This is a genomic window from Lentzea sp. NPDC003310, assembly GCF_040610935.1.
Taxonomy (GTDB): domain Bacteria; phylum Actinomycetota; class Actinomycetes; order Mycobacteriales; family Pseudonocardiaceae; genus Lentzea.
Genome location: NZ_JBEXNC010000015.1, coordinates 230,962 through 248,972 on the forward strand (window position 1 = coordinate 230,962; position 18,011 = coordinate 248,972).

Annotated in this window: 13 protein-coding genes; 3 read left to right on the plus strand and 10 right to left on the minus strand. The window is 73.8% G+C overall.

Going from position 1 to position 18,011, the window contains the following annotated elements; genetic code table 11:
* Nucleotides 1-215: 215 nt before the first annotated feature.
* Nucleotides 216-869, plus strand: a complete 654-nt coding sequence (locus ABZX02_RS30225; protein ID WP_355303070.1) for a glycoside hydrolase family 11 protein — start codon at nt 216-218, stop codon at nt 867-869.
* Nucleotides 870-877: 8 nt separating this feature from the next.
* Here the strand turns inward: ABZX02_RS30225 and ABZX02_RS30230 are convergent, their stop codons facing one another.
* Complete coding sequence (locus ABZX02_RS30230; protein ID WP_355303072.1) at nt 878-1,663, minus strand: alpha/beta hydrolase; 786 nt, start codon at nt 1,661-1,663, stop codon at nt 878-880.
* 56 nt (nt 1,664-1,719) lie between these two features.
* Between ABZX02_RS30230 and ABZX02_RS30235 the strand changes: the two genes are divergently transcribed.
* Entirely contained in the window at nt 1,720-2,394 is a 675-nt protein-coding gene (locus tag ABZX02_RS30235; protein ID WP_355303074.1) for a GntR family transcriptional regulator, read from the plus strand.
* A 112-nt stretch (nt 2,395-2,506) separates the two neighbouring features.
* Nucleotides 2,507-3,946, plus strand: a complete 1,440-nt coding sequence (locus ABZX02_RS30240) for an alpha/beta fold hydrolase (protein WP_355303076.1) — start codon at nt 2,507-2,509, stop codon at nt 3,944-3,946.
* A gap of 3 nt (nt 3,947-3,949) precedes the next feature.
* Here ABZX02_RS30240 and ABZX02_RS30245 read toward each other — a convergent pair whose 3' ends face one another.
* From ABZX02_RS30245 to ABZX02_RS30285, 9 genes are all read right to left on the minus strand, one after another.
* A complete protein-coding gene (locus tag ABZX02_RS30245; RefSeq protein WP_355303078.1) occupies nt 3,950-4,783 on the minus strand; it encodes a MerR family transcriptional regulator in 834 nt (277 codons plus the stop codon).
* Between the two features lie 76 nt (nt 4,784-4,859).
* The gene (locus tag ABZX02_RS30250) at nt 4,860-5,291 is read right to left on the minus strand and encodes a DUF3592 domain-containing protein (RefSeq protein ID WP_355303080.1); all 432 of its coding nucleotides are present in this window, start codon (nt 5,289-5,291) and stop codon (nt 4,860-4,862) included.
* 3 nt (nt 5,292-5,294) lie between these two features.
* The gene (locus tag ABZX02_RS30255) at nt 5,295-5,783 is read right to left on the minus strand and encodes a GNAT family N-acetyltransferase (RefSeq protein WP_355303082.1); all 489 of its coding nucleotides are present in this window, start codon (nt 5,781-5,783) and stop codon (nt 5,295-5,297) included.
* 90 nt (nt 5,784-5,873) lie between these two features.
* Nucleotides 5,874-14,315 (minus strand): amino acid adenylation domain-containing protein, encoded by an 8,442-nt coding sequence (locus ABZX02_RS30260; RefSeq protein WP_355303084.1) that lies wholly within the window; start codon nt 14,313-14,315, stop codon nt 5,874-5,876.
* A 15-nt stretch (nt 14,316-14,330) separates the two neighbouring features.
* A complete protein-coding gene (locus ABZX02_RS30265) occupies nt 14,331-15,560 on the minus strand; it encodes an MFS transporter (protein WP_355303086.1) in 1,230 nt (409 codons plus the stop codon).
* 14 nt (nt 15,561-15,574) lie between these two features.
* Nucleotides 15,575-16,753, minus strand: coding sequence for a cytochrome P450 (locus ABZX02_RS30270; RefSeq protein WP_355303088.1), 1,179 nt, complete (start codon nt 16,751-16,753; stop codon nt 15,575-15,577).
* Nucleotides 16,731-17,501 (minus strand): alpha/beta fold hydrolase, encoded by a 771-nt coding sequence (locus ABZX02_RS30275; RefSeq protein WP_355303090.1) that lies wholly within the window; start codon nt 17,499-17,501, stop codon nt 16,731-16,733. Before ABZX02_RS30275 ends, ABZX02_RS30270 begins: the two co-directional genes overlap by 23 nt.
* On the minus strand, nt 17,498-17,788 hold the full coding sequence (locus ABZX02_RS30280) for a phosphopantetheine-binding protein (protein ID WP_090004346.1): 291 nt from the start codon (nt 17,786-17,788) through the stop codon (nt 17,498-17,500). Before ABZX02_RS30280 ends, ABZX02_RS30275 begins: the two co-directional genes overlap by 4 nt.
* 1 nt (nt 17,789) lies before the next feature.
* Complete coding sequence (locus ABZX02_RS30285; protein ID WP_236221424.1) at nt 17,790-17,984, minus strand: MbtH family NRPS accessory protein; 195 nt, start codon at nt 17,982-17,984, stop codon at nt 17,790-17,792.
* Between the last annotated feature and the right edge of the window lie 27 nt (nt 17,985-18,011).

The following is an 18,011-nucleotide window of genomic DNA, read 5'->3' on the forward strand; positions in this document are numbered from 1 at the left end:
TAGCGCTCACACTCCTTCGGTGCGCAGCTTCGTCGTATTCGGAATTAATGACGAAAAGAAGCGACGCGCATGATCGGCGATGAAGTTTCGAAACATCCGAGCGGCCTTACGGCTTTGTGCTCTCGCTGCTACGGTCGATAAACATCAATGGCCAAGCAGGAGATGTTCGAATCGATTCGACAATTCCCGATCGAATTCTTCCAGGAGTGCCGAACATGTTGAAAGTCGCTTTCCGCGTCTGCCTCGCGGCGGTCGTGGCGCTGACGCCCGGCGTCGCCGCGGCGGATGTCGGCGTCGCCGCCACCTGTTCGAGCCAGACGGGCAACAACGGCGGTTACTACTACTCGTTCTGGACCGACGGCGGCGGCCGGGTCTGCATGGACTTCGGGGGAGGTGGCAACTACAGCACCTCGTGGAGCAACGTCGGCAACTTCGTCGGGGGCAAGGGCTGGAGCAACGGCTCCCGGCGCACGGTGAACTACTCCGGCAGCTTCGCCCCCTCCGGCAACGCGTACCTGACCCTGTACGGGTGGACGTCGAACCCGCTCGTCGAGTACTACATCGTCGACAACTGGGGGAACTACCGGCCGACCGGCACGTACAAAGGCACGGTCACCACCGACGGCGGCACGTACGACATCTACCAGACGATGCGGTACAACGCGCCGTCGGTAGAAGGCAACAACAAGACCTTCCCGCAGTTCTGGAGCGTCCGGCAGCAGCGGCGGACCGGTGGGTCCATCACCACCGGCAACCACTTCGACGCCTGGAACCGCGCGAACATGCGCCTCGGCAACTTCAGCTACTACATGATCATGGCGACCGAGGGGTACCGCAGCAGCGGCAGCTCCAACATCACCGTGAGGTGAGAGCGCGGTCAGCCGGCCGCGGCGACCCGGCCGACGAGGTCGCGCACGGTCGCCAGCACCTCGTCGGGGTGGTCGAGGTGGACGCTGTGCGTCGCGCCCGGCCAGCTGACGAGCTCGCCGCCGAACGCGGTGGCGAGCCGGGCGTGGGCGCGGCGGACCACGTGGTCCGGCTTGCGCTCGGCCGTCACCACCACCGCGGGGCGCTGCGGTAGCTCGGCCTCCCGCAGTCCCTGGGAGAGCGTGGTCAGGCCGCGGACCGCGCGGGCGAGCCGCGGGATGTCCAGCTGTGCCGTGCGTTCGGCCGCGGCGGCGCAGTCGGGGCGCAGGCCTCGCGCGGTCCGCAGTGCGGCCTTGCGGAACGACGCGGCGACCAGGGTGCGCAGGCCGGGCACCGCGGCCGCCCTGCCGAGCACGCCCATCATGCGTTCGATCTGCGCGCACGAGCGCGGTTCGTTGATGGGCGTGGGGTCGAGCAGCACCAGGCCCGTGACGAGCTCGGGGTGCTCGCGCGCGAGCAGCACGCCGACCGCGCCGCCCAGGCTCTGGCCGACCACGACGACCGGACCCCGCCCCAGTTCTTCGATCACCGCGGCGAGTGCGGCCGGGGCGCCGGCCAGCGAACCGTCCACTGTGGAGCTTCCGGTGCCGGGCCGGTCGTGCTCGATCACCTGTGCCGTCGTCGCCAGGCCCTCGCGCAGGCCGGGGAAGAAGCCGTCGCACGACTCGGCGCCGCCGGGCAGGAGCAGCACCGGAGGGCCGGAGTCGCCGTACCCGCGCGTCTCGTCGCTTCGCATGGTGGACCCCCTGGATTGTGCAACAACGTCTCCATGATTGTGACACAATCTGCGGTGTGAACGATGCCATGGCCGCTCCGCAGCGGATCGCCGCGGCTCTGCGGGGCGAACTGCTCGACGGCGCGCACCCGGTCGGCACCCGGTTCCGGGAGGAGGACCTGGCCGCCCGGTTCGACGTCGGCCGGCACACCGTGCGGTCGGCGCTGCGGCTGCTCGTCGAGCGTGGACTGGTGGCGCACGAACGGCACCGCGGCGCGGTCGTCGCACCGCTGAGCAAGGCCCGCATCGACGAGATCTTCGACTACCGCAAGGTCCTCGAGCTCGGCGCGCTGCGGATGGCGCTCGCCGCGGGTGCGGACCTGGCACCGGTGCTCGCCGAGGTCGAACGTCTGGAAGCGCTGGCCGAGCGGTCGCCGCGCCCGTCGTGGCGGGAGCTGACCAACGCGCACAGCGCCGTGCACCGGGCGATCGTCGCGGCCGCGGGCAACCGGCACCTGCTCGACAGCTACCGCCGTTGCGAGGACGAGGTGCGGCTGCTGCTCACGTTCGTCCGGCCCGACTTCGACGCGACGAGCCTCGCCGCCGTCCACCGCGAGCTGGTCGACCGGCTCCGGCAGGGCGGGGACGCCGCGACGGACGCGCTGACCCGCGACATCGACGACCTGGGACGCGCCGCGCTGCTGGGGGCGCTGAACCGCGCCGAGGAGAGCGTGCGCCTGTTCGGGCACTAGGCCGGCGTCAGCCCGTGGTCTGACGCGACACCATCCCCGAGGCTGTTGTCCGCGCGGACGCCGCCACCGGACCATCGAGGCGATCAAGATCCCCTATCGCTGGAGGCACCCGGTGCGTCCCCTGCTGTCCGCGGCCGTCGTGACGAGCTCCGTGCTCGCCCTCTGCACCGGAGGAGTCGCGTCCGCCGCCGCGCCCCTCGGCTGGAGGCCGTGCGCGACGACCGCGGCTGGGTGGGATCCGGAGGACCAGCGCACCGAGTGCGCGGTGGTGCGGGTGCCGCTCGACCACGCCCACCCCGGCGGCAGGCAGATCGAGATCGCGGTCAGCAGGCTCAAAGCCACCGCAGATCGCCGGGGCGTGATCCTCGTGAACCCCGGCGGGCCGGGACAGCAGGGCGTGACGATGCCCCGGCACCTCGCCGAGAGCAAGGCGGCCGGGCTCAACGCCCACCACGACCTGATCGGCTTCGACCCGCGCGGCATCGGCTACAGCACGGCCGTCGCGTGCGAACGGGACGAGACGCAGCCGGACCCGGCCCTCTCGCCGAAGGAACGCGCCCGCTTCACCGCCGAACGCGACTCCCGGCGCAACCGCGAGTGCTTCGACCGCGACCCGGACCTGGTGCGCTCACTGACGACCGAGAACGTCGCCCGGGACATGGATGTCGTCCGCGCGGCGCTCGGAGAGGCGAAGATCGGCTACTACGGCGTCTCGTGGGGCACCGGCCTCGGCGCGGTGTACCGGACGTTGTTCGACGGGCACGTGGACAGGATGCTGCTCGACTCGGTGGTGCCGCCGGTGCTCGACGTGCGCACGATGGACGACGGCCAGGCGAACGCGGGCGAGAACACCTTCCACGAGTTCGCCGCCTGGATCGCCCGCTATGACACCGTCTACCACTTCGGAGCGACCCAAACCGCTGTGGCGCAAGCTCTTCTGGACCTGCGCGCCGAGCTGGCCGCCCACCCGCGCACCCTGCCGGACGGCAGCGTCGTCGACGGCGACACCGTGAACATGATGTACGCCAACCCGCGCCGGGAGTGGGCCGGTCTCGCCCGGCAGCTCGGGTCCATCCGGGACGCGGGAGCGGTCGCCGCACGCGAGCGGCCGGACGGCCTCGGCTGGGACGCGGACGTCCGCCGGTACGACCCGTTCCCGCAGACCGCCCTGCTGTGCAACGACTCCCCGAGCGCGCGCGACTTCGAGACCGTCTGGCGCCACCACGAGGAACGGGCCGGGCGCTTCCCGGTCGCGGGCCGGTTCGGCCTCTACGAGCAGCGCTGCGTCGGCTGGCCCACCTCGGGAACGCCGTGGGACGTCCGGCCCGGCTCGAGCGCGGTGCAGCTGGTCGGCCACCTCTACGAGCCGGTCACGCCGATCGGCTGGGCGTACGAGATGCGAGCGCGCATCGGCGGTGACCTGATGACGATCGAGGACGACGCGCACGGTTCGTTGCAGGACCTGCCCTGCGCCGACGACGCGGTGACGTTCTTCGACACGGGCCGCACGACGACGAGCGGCTGCGCCGGCGCACCAGTGCCGAAGCCGTGACCGTCAAGCGTTCGCGAGGTCCTGCCCGATGAGCTCGCCCGCGCGTTCGGCGCAGCGGATCCGGGCGGCCGAGAAGTCGGAGGGCCACTTGGTGAACGCCTCGAAAGCGCTCATCCGCCGCTCTTCCACGACATCGTCCTCGTAGGCGTCGAAGAGTTCCTCGTCGGCCTCGTCCAACCCGGCCGCCGAACAGGCCTGGCTCAGTGCCTTGTGGTGCGCGAACCGTTGCTGGGCGAGCTCCTCCACGCGCGGGTCGTCGGGCGCGACCCCGTCGTCGAGGGCCGCCTCGGCCGCTTCGAGGCGGTCCTCCTCGGCGCGCAGCTCGGGGTGGGTGGCCAGCACAGCCAGCGCACCCGCCTGGACGGCGGCGCCGAGCGGGCCCAGGATCCGCTCGGTGACCATCAGGGTGTCCAGCTCGGCCGGGCGCAGCGCGCCGGGCGGCAGGTGGCGGAGCCGGTCCGCCACCTGCTCCGAGAGCAGCCCCAGCGGACTGCCCACGGCGCGCAGGCGCTGCAGGGTCGCGCGCTGGCGCCGGATCTCGGCCTCCTGCGCCGCCAGGCTCTCCTCGAGCCGGGTCAGGCTCTCGTCGATGCCCTGGGCGTCGTCGAAAGCGGTGCGCATGTCGTCGAGCCGGATGCCGGTCTCCGCCATCCGGCGGATCCACAGCAGGCGGATCATGTCGTCGTTGCCGTAGCGGCGGCGGCCGTCGGCGCCGCGCTCGGGTTCGGGCAGCAGGCCGATCTGGTGATAGTGGCGGATGGCCCGCGGGGTCGTTCCGGCGAACACGGCGGCGTCGCCGATCTTGACCCGGCGGTGGGGCGTGAAGGACAGGTGCATCGCGTGTGGAGCCTTTCGAGCTGTGGTGCCTCGAAGCACAACACATGCCGTCGCGTCACGTGCAACACGCGGTGCGTCAGGTCGCGCGGCGCCGATCGCGGACGGCCCGGTACAGCAGGACAGGGCCGGCGGTCAGCCCGGCCACGGTGCCCACGGCCAGCACGGCCATGATCGCGCTGGCCCAGCCCGGGTCGTTGTGCGTGCCCCACAGGGCGACGTTGCCGGGGTCGGCAGGGTCGTAGATCACCGTGACCCTGTCGCCCGGCCTGGTCGTGGGGCCGGAGTCGCCCAGCGCGACCTGTTCCTCCCGTACCTGGCCGTCCGCGCGGTAGCGGACGTCGGCCGTCCACGCCGAGCGGCCACCGCCCTGCACGGCGAGCACGACCCCCTCGACGCGGGTGCCGCGCGCTTCGAGGTCCGCGCCGCGGTCCTCCAGCAGCACCGCGCCCACGCCGAAGAGGACGAGCAGGACGAGCCCCGTCACGAGAACGCCCAGTGCCCGTGCCACCGGTCAGAGGTCGAGCCACAGGATCCGCAGGCCCACCAGCCCGTGCGTCGGGTGGCGGAACGCCCTGGGTGCCGTGCCGAGGGTCACGAACCCGAGGCTCTCGTAGAGGTGCAGGGCCGCCGCGTTCGTGTCGACGACCGCGTTGAACTGGATCGCGGCGAACCCGGCGCCCCGCGCCCAGTCGATCATGTCGGTGGTGAGGGCGCGGCCCACGCCCTTGCCGCGGGCCTGCTCGGCGACCATCAGGGTGCCGGACGCGACGTGGTTGCCCGGGCCGCCGCGGTTGGCGTACATGTTCGCGGTGCCGAGCACCTCGTCCTCGCCCGCCACGACCACTCTCGCCGGTGCGGGCAGCATCCACATCCGCTGGGCCGCGGACTCGCTCATGCCGGGGTCGTAGGGGATGGTCTCCTGCTGGGTGATGACGTCGTGGATGATCGGCCAGATCTGTGGCCAGTCGTCCTCGCGGGCCTCACGGACAGTGGGAAGCATGATCGCAGCGTAGTTGACGCGGCCGCACCCGATGATCGAATTCCGAAGGGCCGCCCCCGTCCTTTGTGGACTGAGGGCGGCGCCGGTCGGTCAGCTGTTCAGGTGGTCGGCGATGGTGGCCGCGATCTCGGACATGGGGGCGGGGTGGGTCATGGCGCCGTGAGTGGTGGCGACGGGGTGGAGGTGGAGGGTGCCGGTGAGGTGCGGCGCCCACGCGTCGGGGTGCGGTGAGGAGTCGGTGCGGCCCTCGGTCGCCAGGAAGAACAGGGCGTCGCCGCGGTAAGGGGTCGTGGGGACGTGGGTGTCGGAGAGGTGGCGGTTGTGGGCGAAGACGGCCGGGAGGGCCGCCACGGCGCGGGCGCCGAGGACGGGGACCAGGTCGTCGAGCGAGGTGCGGCCCAGCGATGCCAGGAGGTCGGCGGTGGGATCGGTGTCGGCGGGGCCTGAGCCGGGGGTGCCGGGGTAGCCGTCGAGCAGGGCCAGGAACGCCACCTCCGCGTTCTCGGCCTGCAGGCGGGTGGCGATCGCGTGGGCGACCTGTCCGCCGAAGGACCAGCCCAGCAGGTGGTAGGGACCCTCGGGCTGCACGGCGCGGATCTCGGCCACGTAGTCCTTGACCATCTCGTCCATCGTGCCGGTCCAGGGTTCGGTGAGGGCACGGGACTGCAGGGCGTGGACGGGGCGGTCGTCGAGGTGGCGGAGCAGTCCGGAGTAGACCCAGCCGATGCCCGCAGCGGGGTGGACGCAGAACAGCGGCGCCCGGGAACCGGTGGTGCGCAACGGGAGCAGGACGTTGAGCGGGTCGGCGCCGGCCTCGTCGAGGCGGGTGGCCAGTCCCGCCGGGGTGGGGGAGTCGAAGACGGCGCGGATGGTGGCGCGCACGCCCAGGGCGCGGCGGACGCGGTCGACGAGGCGGGTGGCGAGCAGCGAGTGACCGCCGAGGTCGAAGAAGTCGTCGTCGACCCCGACCGAGTCCAGGCCGAGGACGTCGGCGAACAGCGCGCACAGGACGCGTTCGCGATGGTCGCGCGGCGCGCGGGTGGGTGTGCGGGTGAAGTCGGGCGCGGGCAACGCCCTGCGGTCGAGCTTGCCGGACGGGCTCAGCGGCAGCTCGTCCATCCCGACGACGGCCGCGGGGACCATCGCCTCGGGCAGTGACCGCGCCGCGAACTCGCGCACCGCGGCGGTGTCGACGCCCGCGGGCACGGCGTAGACGACGAGCCGCTTGTCGCCGGGGCGGTCCTCGCGGACCACGGCGGCCGCCTGGACCACCGACGGGTGGGCCGCGACGGCGGCGGCGACCTCGCCCAGCTCGATCCGGACGCCGCGGATCTTGACCTGGTCGTCGGTGCGGCCGAGGTACTCCAGCACGCCGTCGGCGTGCCAGCGGACCAGGTCGCCGGTGCGGTACATGCGCTCGCCCGGCCGGTGCGGGTTCGGGACGAAGCGCTGGCCCGTGGTGGCGGGCCGGTTGAGGTAGCCGGTGGCGAGCTGCGTGCCGGAGAGGTACAGCTCGCCGGTCGCGCCGGCGGGCACCGGGGACAGGGCCGGGTCGAGGACGTAGACCTGCGTGTTCCACACCGGGCGCCCGATGGGGACGGACGGCGTCGGGTCGTGCCGGAAGCGCTGCCAGGTGACGTCCACGGACGCCTCGGTGGGGCCGTAGAGGTTGTCGAGGTGCGCGCCGAACGACGTGGCGAAGCGCTCGGCCAGCGGCGTCGGCAGTGCCTCGCCGCTGCAGACGACCTGGCGCAGGCTCGGGCAGCGGCCCGCGTCGACGGAGGCGGTGAAGACCTCCAGCATCGACGGGACGAAGTGGGCGACCGTGACGCCCGTGTCCTCGATCAGGTCGGCCAGGTAGGCCGGGTCCTTGTGCCCCTCGGGCCGCGCCACGACCAGGAGCGCACCGGTGATCAGCGGCCAGAAGAACTCCCACACCGACACGTCGAAGCTCGACGGGGTCTTCTGCAGGACGCGGTCCGCCGGGGTGAGGCGGTACTGGTCCTGCATCCACAGCAGGCGGTTCACGATGCCGGAGTGCGGGACGACCACGCCCTTGGGCTTGCCGGTGGAGCCGGAGGTGTAGATGACGTACGCCGCGTCGTCCGGGGTCGCCGACGGCAGCGGGGCGTGGTCGGTCACGGCGGGGAGTGCGGCCAGCGACTCCGGCGTGAGCACGAGCACCGGCGCGGCGTCGGAGACCATGTGCGCCACCCGGTCGGCCGGGTAGCCGGGGTCGACGGGCAGGTAGGCCGCGCCCGCCTTGTGCACGGCGTGCAGCGCGACGATCAGCTCGAGCGACCGCGGCAGCGCCACTCCGACCGTGCGGCCGGGTGCGGCACCCGCGTGGTGCAGGGCGCGGGCCAGCGCGGTGGCGCGGTCGTCCAGTTCGGCGTAGGTCAGGACCTCGCCCTCGAACCGGACGGCGGGGGCGTCCGGCGTGCGGGCGACCTGCGCGGCGAAGAGGGCCGGCAGGGTCGTGGCGGGCACGTCGGCGCCGGTGTCGTTCCAGTCCGCCAGGATCCGCGTGCGTTCGGAGGCGTCGAGGACGTCGATCTCGCGGGTGCGCAGGCCGGGGTCGGCGGCGACGGCGGCCAGCACGCGCACGAACCGGTCGGCGAGGTCCCGCGCGGTGCCGGCGTCGAACAGGTCGGCGGAGTAGGCGAGCGACCCGCCGAGACCGCCACCGGGCGTCTCGGCGAAGCCCAGCCCGAGGTCGAACTTCACGCTTTCCGCGCCGAGCTCGTGCTCGGTGACTTCGAGGCCCGGCAGGGACAGGTCGGCCTGGTCGTTGTTCTGCAGCACCAGCGACACCTGGAAGAGCGGGTGCCGGGCGAGCGACCGGGCCGGGTTCAGCTCCCGCACGAGCCGTTCGAACGGCACGTCCTGGTGCTCGAACGCGCGCAGGTCGGTGTCGCGGACCCTGGCGAGCAGGTCGGTGAACGCGGGGTCGCCCGCGGTGTCGACGCGCAGCACGAGGGTGTTCACGAAGAACCCGACGACGTCGTCGAGCGCGCGGTCCGCTCGGCCCGCGACCGGCGTGCCGATCGGGATGTCGGTGCCCGCGCCGACACGGGTGAGCAGCGTCGCCAGGGCGGCCTGCAGCACCATGAACAGCGTGACCCGGTGCTCCCGCGCGAGCTCCAGCAACCGCGCGTGCAGCACGGCGCCGATCTCGACGGGCACCGTGCCGCCCCGGTGGGTCGCGACGGCCGGGCGGGGGCGGTCGGTGGGCAGCGCCAGCTCGTCGGGCAGTCCCGCGAGCGCGCCGCGCCAGTGCTCGACCTGGTCCGCGAGCAGGGAGTCGAGCAGGTCGCGCTGCCACAGCGTGTAGTCCGCGTACTGCACCGGCAACGGCGCCCAGCCGGGCTCTTCCTGCCGCAGCCGTGCGGTGTAGGCCGTGCGCAGGTCACGGACCAGCGGCCCGAGCGACGCGCCGTCGACCGCGATGTGGTGCAGCAGCAGGAGGAGGACGTGCTCGTCGGGACCGGTGGCGAACAACGTGGTGCGCACGGGAGCGTCGACCGCGAGGTCGAACTCCTGCCGCGCGGCGTCGGCGAGCGCGGCGTCGAGGTCCCCGTCGAGCTCGACGACGTCCAGCGCGGGCCGCCACTCGTCGAGCACGAGCTGGCAGGGCGTCCCGTCGACCTCGGGGAAGACGGTGCGCAGCGCCTCGTGCCGGCCGACCACGTCGTGCAGGGCGGCCGTGAGCGCCTCGCGGTCCAGCGTCCCGTTCAGGCGCAACGCGAACGGCACGGCGTACCCCGCGCCCTGGTTCTCCAGGCGGTTGAGGAACCACAGCCGCGACTGGGCGGGCGACAGCGGCAGCACCCGCGGCCGCGGCCCCGCGACCAGCGCCGGCCGGACGGGCCTGCCCGCGGCACGGTCCACCGCGGCCGCGACACCCTCGACGGTGGGCTCGGCGAACAAGTCGGCCAGCGCGAGCTCGGCGCCGAACGTGGTGCGGACGCGGGCGATCAGCTTGGCCGCCAGCAGCGAGTGGCCGCCGAGGTCGAAGAAGCCGTCGCGGACGCCCACGCCGTCGAGGCCGAGCAGGTCGGCGAACATCGCGCAGAGGATCTCCTCGCGGGCCGTGCGCGGCCGGGCCTCCTCGGCGGCGGTCTCGGTGGACGGGGCGGGCAGGGCGCGGCGGTCGAGCTTGCCGTTGGGGGTGAGCGGCAGGGCGTCGAGCACCACGAACGCGCCGGGCACCAGGTAGTCGGGCAGGGTGGCGGCGGCGTGCGCGCGGACCGCGGCGGTGTCGAGGGCTTCGGCCGCGCCATCCGCGGGCACCAGGTAGGCGACCAGACGCTTGTCGCCGGGCCGGTCCTCCCGCACGACCACGGCGGCCTGCGCCACGGCCGGGTGCCGGGTCAGCACCGCGGCCACCTCGCCCGGCTCCACCCGGAACCCGCGGATCTTCACCTGGTCGTCGGTGCGCCCGACGTACTCCAGCACGCCGTCGGCCCGGCGGCGGGCCAGGTCGCCGGTGCGGTACATGCGCTCGCCGGGGCCGTCGAACGGGCTGGTCACGAACCGGCCCGCGGTCAGGCCGGCCTGGCCCAGGTAACCCTCGGCGAGGCCGAGGCCCGACAGGTAGACCTCGCCCACGACGCCGGGGGGCACGGGCTGGAGGGCCGCGTCGAGCACGTGGGTGCGCTTGTTGGCGATCGAGCGGCCAATCGGGACCGCGCGGCCGAGCGCGTCGGCCGGGGTCAGCACGGAGGCCGTGCCGATGATCATGGTCTCGACCGGGCCGTAGCCGTTGACCAGCCGGACGTGCGGGTGGCGCCGCAGCAGTTCGCCGACGTGGCGGGCGGAGGCCGCCTCGCCGCCGGTCATCACCTGGCGCACGCCGGCGAAGACCTCCGGGTGCTCGTCGACGAGGTAGTTGCACAGGCTGGCCGACAGGTAGGCGGTGGTGACGTCGTGCTGCGGGATGAGGCGGGCGACGACGGCGGGCTCGGGGCGCGAGCCGGGGTGCAGCACGCAGGAGGCGCCCGTCAGCAGCGGTCCGAACAGCTCCAGCACGAACGCGTCCCAGGAGGCCGGCGAGCACTGCAGCCACACCTCGTGCTCGCCGAAGTCCAGGAACGACTGCGCGAGCAGGCTCGCCACGATCGAGCGGTGCGAGCCCAGGATTCCCTTGGGACGGCCGGTGGAGCCCGAGGTGAACATGACGCACGCCGCGTCCGTCGGTGCGCCGGGGACGTCGACCGGGTCGGCGGACAGGCCGGCGGCCACGGCCATGCGCGCCGGGGTGAGGGTCTCGCCGACACCGGCGTCGGCGCGGATCTCGCGGACGCGGTCGGCGGGCAGGGCGGGGTCGAGCACGGTGTAGGCGGCACCCGCCTTGAACACGCCGAGCACGGCGGCGACGAGGTCGGCGTCGCGCTCCAGGGCGATGCCGACGACGTCCCCGCGCCGCACACCGGACTCGCGCAGGTGGCGGGCGACGCGGGTGGACCGCTCGTCGAGCTCGCGGTAGCAGACCTCGGTGTCGCCGGTGATCAGCGCGACGGCGTCGGGGCAGGCGGCGGCGCGGGCGGAGAACAGGGCGTGCACGGTCTCGTCCGGGAACGCCGCAGCGGTGTCGTTGCCCTGCCGCAGGACCAGCGCGTCGCCGGCGTCGAGGACGGGGATGCGGTCGACGGGCCGGGCGGGGTCCGCGGCGACGGCGTCGAGGACGAGCATGACGGCGGTGAGCAGGCGGCGCGCGGTGGCCGGGTCGAACAGGTCGGTGCCGAACTCCAGCGTGCAGTCGAGGCCCGCGGCGCCCGGCCGTTCGTCGACGGTCAGGGTGAGGTCGAACTTGGCGTTGCCCTGCACGCCGTCGGCGAGGTGGACGTCGAGCCCGGCCAGTTCGGGGCCGCCCGAGTCGTCACCGCCGAGCAGCGACAGCGCCACCTGGAACAACGGGTGGCGGGCGAGCACGCGCGGCGGGTTGAGCTCCTTGACCAGGCGGTCGAACGGCACGTCGGCGGCCGCGTAGGCGGCGAGGTCCGTGTCGCGGACGCGGGCGAGCAGGTCGGTGAAGGCGGGGCCGCCACCGGTGTCCACGCGCAGCACGAGTGAGTTGACGAAGAACCCGACCAGGTCGTCGAGGACCTCGTCGGCGCGGCCCGCGACGGGCGTGCCGATGACGACGTCGGTGCCCGCGCCCAGGCGGGTCAGCGCGGTCGCGAGCGCGGCGTGCACGACCATGAACAGGGTCGCCTGGTTGGCGCGCGCCAGGGCGGCGAGAGCGGCGTGGGTGTCCGCGCCGACGTGCGCGGTGACGGCGTCCTTGGCGTGCGTCGGCTCGGCCGGGCGGGACCGGTCATAGGGCAGGGCCAGCTCCTCGGGCAGACCGGCGAGCACCGTCTTCCAGTGCTCCACGCGGCCGTCGAGGTCCAGTTCGCGTTGCCACAGCGCGTAGTCGGCGTACTGCACGGCCAACGGTGCCCAGCCGGGCGCACGGCCCGCGAGCCGCGCTTCATAGGCGATGCCGAGGTCGCGCAGCAGAGGGCCGCTCGACGCACCGTCGCCCGCGATGTGGTGCAGGGCCAGCACGAGCACCGACTCGGTGTCGCTCGTGGACAGCAGGGTGGCGCGCAGCGGGAGGTCGGTGGCGAGGTCGAACGGCGCGCGGGCCGCCTCGTCGACGAGGTGGTCGAGGTCGGCGGCGGGGCACCGGCGCGCGGTCAGCACGTCGCCGAACTCCGCAAGGACGTGCTGGCACGGCTGCCCGTCGACGGCCGGGAACACCGTGCGCAGGCTCTCGTGCCGGGTGACGACGTCGCGCAGGGCGGCGGACAGCGCGGGCACGTCGACGCGTCCGGTCAGGCGCAGCGTCAACGGGATCGTGTACGCGCGGTCCTGGCCGCGCACGCCGGCGAGGAACCACAGGCCCTGCTGGGCCGGCGACAGCGGCACGACCTCCGGGCGCGGCCGGGCGACCAGCGCCGGCAGCGCCGCACCCGAGGCCTTGTCGAGCGCGGCGGCGACCCCGGCGACGGTCGGCGCGCGGAAGAAGGCGCGCAGCCCCACCTCGGCGCCCAGCGTCGCGCGGACGCGGCTCAGCAGCCGGGTCGCCAGCAGCGAATGCCCGCCCAGGGCGAAGAACCCGTCGTGCACGCCGACCGAGTCCAGACCGAGCACGTCGGCGAAGAGTCCACAAAGGATTCGCTCGCGCTCGTCGCGCGGCTGCCGGCGGACCGGTGCCTCCTCGACCCGGACCGGCGCCTCCTCGCGCGCCGGGGCAGGCGCGACCGGCAGTCCCAGGCGGGACAGCGGAACGTCCGGAGTGGACAGTGCGAGGTCGAGCAGGCGGACCAGGCTCTCACCGAGGTGCGCGACGAACGCGCGGTCAAGCCGGTCGGCGGCGTACTCGAGCTGGCAGTCCATCCCGCCGTCGGCACGGCGGGCGAACACCACGCTCAGGTCGAGCTTGGCCGCCGCGAGGTCGAGCGGCTCCACGGCGACGTCGAGCCCGCCGAGCCGCGGCGGGGCCGAGTCCTCCTGCAGCACCAGCATCACCTGGTAGACGGGGTGGGCGCTGGAGGCGCGGTCCACGCCGAGCCGCTCGACGACCCGTTCGAACGGCACGTCCTGGTGGGCGTAGGCGTCGAACGCGCTGTCCTTGGCACGGCGCAGCACCTCGCCGAAACCGGGATCTCCGGCGAGGTCGGTGCGCAGCGCGAGGGTGTTGCCGAAGAACCCGATCAGGTCGTCCAGCACGGGGTCCTGCCGGCCGGACACCGGGGTGCCGAGCACGACGTCCGGTCCCGCGCCGTTCAGGCCCAGTACGGCGCTGACCGCCGCCTGCAGACCGACGAACGGGGTGCAGCTCGCCGCCCGTGTGGCCTCGCCCAGCCGTGCGCACAGCGCGGCCGGCAGCTCCACCTCGACGATGCCGGCGCCCGTGCCGTTGCCGTTGGCGGGCAACGAGATCCGCTCGGGCAGGCCGGCCAGCCGCTCGGTCCAGTACGTCAGCTGCTCGGCCAGCAGGCTGTCCGGGTCGTCCTCGTCCCCGAGCACCTCGCGCTGCCACAGGGCGAAGTCCCCGTACTGGACCTCGAGCGGCGCCCAGTCCGGCGAGGTGCCCGCGGTCCGCGCGGTGTAGGCGGCGTCGAGGTCGCGCAGCAGCGGACCGAACGAGCCACCGTCAGCCGCGATGTGGTGCAGCAGCATCAGCAGCACGTGCTCGTCCGGCCCGGCCCGGAACAGCGTGGTGCGCACCGGGATCTCGGTCGCGAGGTCGAACGGCCGCGTCGCCGCCGCCACGAGCTCCGCGGGCAGTTCCGCGTCGACCACCTCGAACGGCGGCCGCGCGTCTGCCACCACGAGGTGCCCCGGCGTCCCGTCCACGACGGGGACGACCGTGCGCAGCACCTCGTGCCGCTCCACCACGTCGGCGACGGCGGCGCGCAGGGCGGGGATGGAAAGGGGTCCGCGCAGCCGCAGGGCGACCGGGACGTTGTAGGCGGAGCCAGGACCGTCGAGCTGGTCGAGGAACCACAACCGTTGCTGGCCGAACGACAGTGCGGACATGGGAGGCTTTCCTTTCTAGGCCGACGGGATCCGCAGCGCGCGGGCGGCCGCGATCGGCCCGCCGAACGCGACCAGCGCGGTGACCGCCCAGGCGAGCTCGGGCGAGGTGAGGCCGGCGAGGGCGCCGGAGAGGGCGTAGGCGAAGGGGGCGCAGCCGATGCCCGCCAGCGCGAGCATCGCCATCGCGGTGCCGAGCCGGTCGGCCGGTGCGGCCTTCTGGTAGAGCGTGACGGCGGCGGGGCCGTTGAGCCCGGAGCAGACGCCGAGGGCGGCGGACAGACCGGCCATCAGGGCCAGGTTCGGGGCGAGCACCATCGCCACCAGCAGCACGCCGATGCCGACACCGCTGCCCACGAGCCGGACCGACAACGGCACCCGTTCGCCGACGACGGCGCTGATGCCGGCACCGGCCAGCGCGCCTCCTGCCCAGCAGGCGATCACCAGTCCCACGGCGGAGACCTGCCAGCCGCGGTCGATCACGAGCACCGGCAGGCCGGGGTTCATCGGCCACGCGAACGCGAAGTCGAGGCACAGCGCGGAGAGGAACAGCAGGCGCAGCTTGCGGTCGGAGCGGAGCAGCTTCAGCCCGTCGCCGGTGCGCTTCCACATCGGCACCCCGCTCGGCGCACCGGTCGGCGCGGACAGCTCCTTCGTGACCGGCACCAGGCACAGCAGCGCGACCACGCACCCGACCGTCACGACGCCCAGCGCCACCGGCAGCTGCCCCTCGGCGACGAGCCACGCACCGAACGGGGAGCCGATGATCGGCGCGAACCGGGCAACCATGGTGCGCACGGAGTTCGCCCGGCCGAGCTGGTCGCCGTCGACCATGCGCGGCATCAGCGTGCCGAACGACGGCGTGCCCAGACCGAGCAACGCGCCTTCGAGGGCCGCGACCACGACGAGCAGCCACACCGACGGTGACGTGAGCGCCAGGACCGTGGCCACCGCCAGCAGGGCGATTCGCACGGACGTGGTGCGCAGCAACACGACCCGCGGTCCCAGCGCGTCGCACAGCACGCCGCCGAAGATCATCGCGAGCGCGCGGGGCACCGACTCGGCGAGGGTGACCAGGGTGACGGCGGTGGTGCCGCCCATCTGGGCGGCCGCCCACACCGCGGCGATGAAGAAGACCTGGTCGCCGATCAGCGAGACGCCCTGGCCGCCGAGCACGATCCCGACGCGGGTCCAGCCGGGCCTTCGGGGTGGCGACGGGGGTGCGTCGCGGACAGTCGTCTGGGACATGGGAAGGACCTCTCTCAGCGCGCGTGCAGCGTGACGGGCAGGTGGTCGAAGCCGAAGTTGATGATCGACTGGTTGTGCACCGGTTCCCCGGTCACCTCGATCTCGGCGACCTGGTCGAGCAGCGCCCGGTAGACCGCGCCGAGCTCGGCCTTGGCCAGCGGCGCGCCGATGCAGTAGTGGGGACCGACGCCCAGCGCCAGGTGCCGGTTGGGGGACCGGTCGAGGCGCAGCTCGTGCGGGGCGTCGAACGCGGCCGCGTCGTGGTCGGCGGCCCACGTCCACACCGCGACCTTGTCGCCGGCCCGGATGTCGACGCCGCCGAGCACCGCGTCGCGGGTGGCGGTGCGCAGCACGTGCAGGCCGACGGAGGTGTAGCGCAGCAGCTCGTCGGTGGCGGAGTCGACCTCGACGGAGCCCTCGCGCAGCCGCTGGAACTCCGCGGGGTTGTCCAGCAGTGCCATGATGCTCATCGCCGCGGTGTGCCGGACGGTCTGCACGCCACCGACGATGATGTTGTCGAGGTTGAGGACCACGTCCTCGATCGGCAGCAGCCGGCCCTTCACCTTGTGCGTGGCCAGCACGCTGATCAGGTCGTCCGCCGGGGCCATCCGCCTGCGCATCGCCTGGTCGAACAGGTACGGCAGCAGCCGCTGGTGGGCGGCCCTGCGGTCCTGCGGCGTGGTGCCGAGGAACGCCGCGTCGCACACCGACACGACCATGTCCCGGTCGGACTCGGGGATGTCGAGCACGTCGCACATGACCACCAGCGGCACGGTGGCCATGACCTCGACGAGGTCGACCCGGCCGCGTGCCACCGCCTCGGCGACCACCTGGGACGCGAGGTCGTTGATGCGCTCGGCACTGCCGCGCACGCCCTTGGGGGAGAAGAACGGCAGCAGCGGCGCCCGCAGGTCGCGGTGGTGCTTGCCGTCGGTCAGCGCCATCATCTTCCCGGCCCCGGCGGGCGCGCCGCCGGTGCCGAGCAGCGAGCCGCCGGCCGAGGTGTAGGTGGCCGCGTCGGTGAGCACGGCGGACGAGTGCTCGTAGGACAGCACCGACCACACCGGACCGTCCTCGGCGGTGTGGGTGAGCTGGACGGGGGCGACGGCGCGCAGCTCGTCGACGAGCGCGCCGATGCCGGGGTCCGCCCAGAGGCGGGCGTCGGTCAGGTCAACGGTCGTGGTGGTGGTCACTGCGCGCTCCCAGGCAGAGGGTTCGGAGGAGGTCGGCCGGCCCGGGGTCGCCGGGGGCGACGAGCAGGTGCCCGCCGGGCAGCACCGCCGAGGTGAACGGGCCCGTCGTGGTGCCCGCCCACGTCCCGGGCGGGCTCGCACCGAGGTCGGCGGCGCCCGCCAGGGCGTGGACGGCGAACCGGGCCGGTGGGCCCGGCCGGTGCCGGTAGGTCGCGCCGACGGCGATGTCGGCGCGCAGCACGGCCAGCACCATGGCGCGGACCGCGTCGTCGTCGGGCACGGTCAGCCCGCACTCGGCGAGCAGCCGCTCCGCCCCGGCGGCGGGATCGGCCACGACGTCCGAGACGGTGCGCCGCCAGTCCGCCGGGGCGGGGGCCGAGGCGGCCACGACCGCCGCCGGACCCCGGTGTCCCAGCGCGACCGCCACCTCGTAGGCGAGCAGCGCGCCGAAGCTCTGGCCGTAGAACACCGCGTCCGGGCCGAGCCGGGGGCCGATGCCCGCGGCGACCGCGGACGTCAGCTCGGCGAAGGTCCCGGGCAGCGGGTGGGTGTAGCGCCCGCCCCGGCCGGGGAGCCGGACGGCGAGCACCTCGACGTCCGGTCCGACCGCGGCGGCCAGTTCCGCGAAGGTGCCGACGTCGCCGCCCGCGTGCGGGAAGCACACGAGGCGCCGGGCCTGCGGCCCCCGCGGACAGGGCAGGTAGGACCAGTCGTCCAGCACGACCGGGCGGGCGACGGCGGTGGTCATCGCGTACCGCGCCTGCCGGTCAGGCGCACCACCGGCCGGGCGGGCGCGCCCGCCTCGGCACGGGCCCGCACGGCGGCGGTGAAGTCGGCGAGCGTGCCCGCCGACATCAGGTCCCGCAGGGTGACGGCCACGCCCAGGCGGTCCCGCAGCAGGTGCACGGTGCGCACCGCCTGCTGCGAGTACCCGCCCAGGGCGAAGAACCCGTCGGTCGGCGCGACCCGCTCGACGCCGAGCACGTCGGCCCAGACCGCGGCGACCACGCCCTCGATGTCGGTGGTGGCGGTCATCTCAGACCCCCAGCGCGGTGCGCAGGCTCAGCGGGCGGATGTCGGTCCACACCTCGTCGATGTAGTCGAGGCACTCCTGCTGGGCGCCGCTCTTGCCGACCGTGTGCCAGCCGGCCGGCACGTCCAGCTCGGTCGGCCAGATCGAGTACTGCTCCTCGTGGTTCATCACGACGGCGAAGTCGGTGAACGCGTCCATGGGATGGTCCTTTCTCCGGTGGGGACA

What these genes read in the sequence shown, in the direction of transcription:
- ABZX02_RS30245 (WP_355303078.1), bottom strand. Translation starts at nt 4,783, where the DNA reads ATGCACCTGTCCTTCACGCCCCACCGCCGGGTCAAGATCGGCGACGCC.
- ABZX02_RS30230 (WP_355303072.1), bottom strand. Translation starts at nt 1,663, where the DNA reads ATGCGAAGCGACGAGACGCGCGGGTACGGCGACTCCGGCCCTCCGGTG.
- ABZX02_RS30280 (WP_090004346.1), bottom strand. Translation starts at nt 17,788, where the DNA reads ATGACCGCCACCACCGACATCGAGGGCGTGGTCGCCGCGGTCTGGGCC.
- ABZX02_RS30275 (WP_355303090.1), bottom strand. Translation starts at nt 17,501, where the DNA reads ATGACCACCGCCGTCGCCCGCCCGGTCGTGCTGGACGACTGGTCCTAC.
- ABZX02_RS30260 (WP_355303084.1), bottom strand. Translation starts at nt 14,315, where the DNA reads ATGTCCGCACTGTCGTTCGGCCAGCAACGGTTGTGGTTCCTCGACCAG.
- ABZX02_RS30265 (WP_355303086.1), bottom strand. Translation starts at nt 15,560, where the DNA reads ATGTCCCAGACGACTGTCCGCGACGCACCCCCGTCGCCACCCCGAAGG.
- ABZX02_RS30225 (WP_355303070.1), top strand. Translation starts at nt 216, where the DNA reads ATGTTGAAAGTCGCTTTCCGCGTCTGCCTCGCGGCGGTCGTGGCGCTG.
- ABZX02_RS30255 (WP_355303082.1), bottom strand. Translation starts at nt 5,783, where the DNA reads ATGCTTCCCACTGTCCGTGAGGCCCGCGAGGACGACTGGCCACAGATC.
- ABZX02_RS30285 (WP_236221424.1), bottom strand. Translation starts at nt 17,984, where the DNA reads ATGGACGCGTTCACCGACTTCGCCGTCGTGATGAACCACGAGGAGCAG.